Here is a 4067-nt window from a genome sequence, read left to right on the forward strand (position 1 = left end):
GTTCGCGCCCGGAACAGCGGCGTTGATCGCGGCGACCACCTCGCTGTTCCGCACCAGGCGTCCGGTCGAGACGTTATAGGTGCCGTGGTTCAGCCGCTCCGCGAGCATGAGCAGCGCGATGGCCCGGCCGCAGTCCTTCACGTAGCAGAGGTCTCCCCCGTCACCGGCGTACGCGGGTGGCCGGGGCGGGGTCAGATCGGGGTCCTCGCCCCAGACGGCCGCGCTGAGCAGGCGGGGAAGCGCGAAGAACGGCGAGTCGGGCAGGCCGAGGGGTCCCCAGATGGTGCCGATCCGCAGGCACACCGCGTCGAACGTGGCGCCGTCGCCGGTCAGCGTGGCGAACAACTCCGCGGTCTTCTTGAACGCGTGGATCTGGTGCGGTGCCACCGCCGGCAGCGGGACGTCCTCGCGCCACGGGACCCCGTCCACCCCCGCGTACACGCCGATGCTGCTGGCGACGGAGAACCGCCGCACGCGCCACGCCGCCGCCGCCTTGAGCGCGGCGAGCAGGCCGAGGGTTTCAGCGCGGAGGTACTCGACCGGATCGGGCAGGTCGTAGCGCCCCGCCGCGAGGTGCACGATGCCGGTGATCTCGTGCCGCTTCCCGATGTCGAGGAAGGCCGCCTCGTTCGTGGTGTCGAGCGGCTCGACGACGACCCGGCCGACGGGCTCGCCGGCGAGGAACTCGGGCAGCCGGGCGGACCGGTGCGCGGTGACCACGACGGACTCGCCCAGGTCGAGCAGCGCCCGCGCGGTGTGCGACCCGATGGAACCCAGGCCACCGGTAACGAGAATCATTCAGATCGCTCCACGTCGGGGTTCGGGCATGGTCTCCGTCACCTCTCGATTCGGTAGCGCAGGTGGGTGACTCCGGGTGCGGGCACCGCATCGACCAGGCTCAGTCCGATATGGGCGGGCAGCTCCTGGAAGAAGCGGCGGCCGTGGCCGAGGAGCACGGGAACCTGGTGCAGGATCACCTCGTCGAGCAGTCCGGCGCGCAACGCGGCCGTGACGACACCGCCGCCCATGACCGCGGTGTCCCGATCGCCGGCCGCGGCGCGAGCGGTCTCGATGCCGGCTTCGATGGAAGTGACGAAGGTCTGCTTGTCCGTCGCCTCGGGTGGCGCCGGGCGGTGGCTGACCACGATGAGCGGAGCCGTCGGGTGCGGGCCCGCCCCGTCGAAGCGATCGGAGTCGTCGTACGTGTTCCGGCCCGCGACGACGGCGCCGACCCGCCCTGCGAGGTCGTCGAACACGGAGCGGCTCGGCTCGAACAACCGGAAACCCGGGAACAGCCGGCTCGGGGTGTCGCCGTCGCCGTACCAGCCGAAGAGGATGCCACCGTCACCGAGTCCGTGTCCGGGACCGGGATCGCGTCCGGTGATGAAGCCGTCGACGGAGACGGCCAGCGAGGCGAAGACCTTGTCCATGGCCACAGATGCTAGGGCGGCCGGCACGGCGGCGGCTTGAACGAATCGTGCACATCGCGCGCCGGAAAGACCTCGATACGCTGAAGACGTGGACCGCGCGCAGGCGTACGACGAGCGCCTCCCGCTGCCTGCCCTGGCCGCGCGGGTCCGCACGGTCTGGATCCAGCGCACCGGCCCGCGGCCCGTGCTGCAGCGCAACCTGCCCACCGGAGGCGTCGAGCTCCAGTGCCCGATCGGCGCCACGCCACGGCTCGTCGGCCCGCTCACCCGGGCCACGGCCGAGATTCTGCCTCCCGGCCTGACGATCGTAGGGGCACGGTTCTGGCCGGGAGCAGCATCACCACTGCTCGGCGTGCCCGCTGACGAACTGGTCGACCAGATCGTGCCGTTCGACGACGTGCGGAACGAGGCGTCGGACCTGTCAGCCCAGCTCGCGGACGCTCCCCGGCCGAACGCAGCGCTGCAGGTACTGCAGCTCGACCTGCTGCGCCGCCAGGCGCGTATGCCACCTCCGGACTCGCTCGTGGCCGAGGCGGTGTGCCGGCTGATGCCGTGGCGGTCGACGGGAATCGGCCTGCTGACGGAGGACCTCGCGATCTCCGAGAGCCAGCTGCGGCGCCGGTTCCTGGCTGAGGTCGGCATCGGGCCGAAGACGCTGCAGCGAACGCTGCGCTTCCAGGGCTACCTCGCGCTGGCCCAGGCGACCAGGCACGGCAGTCTGGTGGCCGACCTGGCGGCCGAGGTCGGGTACGCCGACCAGGCGCACCTGAGCCGCGAGTGCGTACGGCTGACCGGGCTGACCCCGCGAGAGCTGCTCGGCGACGCGGTCGACCGGTGCGGTTGCGGGCACGACCATGCGGCGTCGTACGGGCCGTTCCTGGCCGCTCGCCCGCGTGCCGCGCTGACGGGCTAACGGGCTGGCGGGCTAACGGGCTGGCGGCTAAGGGCGCTCGTTTCGTTCAAGCCGGAGATCCCCCGTGAAGCTAGCGTCGGATGCGTGCACGAGTTGCGTTCCCTGCGGGCGGCTCTCGACGGAGAGCTGGTCACGTCGGATTCGGCTGCGTACGAGGCCGCGCGCCGTCCAGCGCTGGCCCGGTTTCACCACGTGCGCCCGATCGCTGTGGTCAGATGCGCCTCCGTCCGGGACGTGACCCGCACGCTTGCCTTCGCGCGGCACAGCGGCACGCACGTCGTACCCCGCGGAGGCGGCCATTGCTTCGCGGGACGGTCGTCGACAGCGGGTCTGGTCCTCGACCTGAGCCGCCTCGACTCCGTCACCGTCCGCTCCGACGGGAGCGCGAGGATCGGCGCGGGCGCACGCCTGGCCCAGGTCTACGACGGGCTGCACCGATCCCGCCGCACCGTGCCGGCGGGGTGTGGCCCCACGGTCGGGATCGCCGGCCTCACTCTCGGCGGCGGGCTCGGCCTCCTGGGACGACTCCACGGGCTGACCTGCGATGCCCTGCTGAGCGCCCAGGTCGTGCTCGCCGAGGGACGTGTCGTCGACTGCGACCTCGATCGCGAACCGGAGTTGTTCTGGGCGCTGCGGGGCGCCGGCGGGGGGCAGTTCGGTGTGGTCACCTCTCTTGTGTTCGCCACCGCCGCCGAGCCGCGCGCCACGCGGTTCGAGCTGCGCTGGCCCGAGACGGCCGCCGTCGACGTCGTCGCCGGGTGGCAGGGCTGGGCGTCCGAAGCCCCGGACGACGTGACCGCCAACCTGAGCCTCGTGGCCGAGCCAGGCCACCCGCTGCGCGTCGTGGTCTTCGGTGCCGCCCTGCGCGAGGCCGAGCCCGCCGCCGTGCTCCTGGAGAGCCTGGCTGTCCGCGTGGGCATCAGGCCCGAGATCAGCCATCGCGTCCTGAGCTGGCGTGATCTGAAGCAATCGTTCGCTGGCCCGGAGTCGTACGGCGCGTCTGCGACCGTGAGCCGTTCGGAGTTCTTCTCCCGCCCGATGCCGGCATCGGCGGTCGCCCCGCTGATCGACGAGTTCACGTCCGGGACGGCCCCCGGCCGGCGCGAGCTCAACTTCACGGCCATGGGTGGTGCGTACAACCGCGTGCCGGCCGACGCGACGGCGTTCGTCCACCGCAGCGAGCGGTTCCTGCTGGATCACGTCGCCTGCGAGGGGGACCGGTGGCTCGACCGCTCCTGGGCGCTCGCGCATGCCTTCGCATCCGGCCGCGTCTATCCGAACTTCCCCGATCCTGGTCTCGATGACTGGGCGACCGCCTACCACGGCGGAAACGCCAGCCGCCTCCGGGCGGTCAAGCGCGGCTACGATCCCGAGAGGCTCTTCCGCTTCCCGCAGGCGATCTGATGGAGGAAAGGTGAGCAGGAATGCATGTCGCCGACCAGATTCTTGTCGAGGCCTTCGAGGTGCAGGCCGGCGGCGAGCGGGCCGGACCTGAAGCGGTCTTCCCGGACTGGTCGCGGCTGGACCGTTTCGGGCTCGTCGTCTCCGAGCCGCTGGGCGGACTCGGGTCGAGTCTGCTGCTTCAGCTCGCGATCGCGCAGTTCTACTCGGTGCGCCCGGATCGGCGCGCGAGCATGGCGGTGTATCCGGAGATCTATCTCTTCCACGTCGGTGGCCCGCATGGCGACTTCAGTTATTTCGACTTCTGGCCGCCCCGGAAGGAG

General features: G+C 71.5%; 5 protein-coding genes. 3 read left to right on the top strand and 2 right to left on the bottom strand.

Features of this window, described 5'->3' with window-relative positions; genetic code table 11:
- Both VH969_RS25550 and VH969_RS25555 read right to left on the bottom strand, forming a co-directional pair.
- Positions 1–798 (bottom strand): NAD-dependent epimerase/dehydratase family protein (locus VH969_RS25550; protein ID WP_331978597.1); only part of this gene is annotated, 798 nt, incomplete at its 3' end.
- A 38-nt stretch (positions 799–836) separates the two neighbouring features.
- The gene (locus VH969_RS25555) at positions 837–1430 is read right to left on the bottom strand and encodes a dihydrofolate reductase family protein (protein ID WP_331978599.1); all 594 of its coding nucleotides are present in this window, start codon (positions 1428–1430) and stop codon (positions 837–839) included.
- Positions 1431–1518: 88 nt separating this feature from the next.
- Between VH969_RS25555 and VH969_RS25560 the strand changes: the two genes are divergently transcribed.
- The 3 genes from VH969_RS25560 to VH969_RS25570 all read left to right on the top strand — a co-directional run.
- Complete coding sequence (locus VH969_RS25560) at positions 1519–2343, top strand: helix-turn-helix domain-containing protein (RefSeq protein WP_331978601.1); 825 nt, start codon at positions 1519–1521, stop codon at positions 2341–2343.
- A gap of 84 nt (positions 2344–2427) precedes the next feature.
- Positions 2428–3747 (top strand): FAD-binding oxidoreductase, encoded by a 1320-nt coding sequence (locus VH969_RS25565; RefSeq protein WP_331978603.1) that lies wholly within the window; start codon positions 2428–2430, stop codon positions 3745–3747.
- 20 nt (positions 3748–3767) lie between these two features.
- Positions 3768–4067, top strand: a 300-nt coding sequence (locus tag VH969_RS25570; RefSeq protein ID WP_331978605.1) for a hypothetical protein, incomplete at its 3' end; no start/stop codon positions are given.

It is taken from the genome of Actinophytocola sp., assembly GCF_036555685.1.
In the GTDB taxonomy this organism is placed as follows: Bacteria; Actinomycetota; Actinomycetes; order Mycobacteriales; family Pseudonocardiaceae; genus Actinophytocola.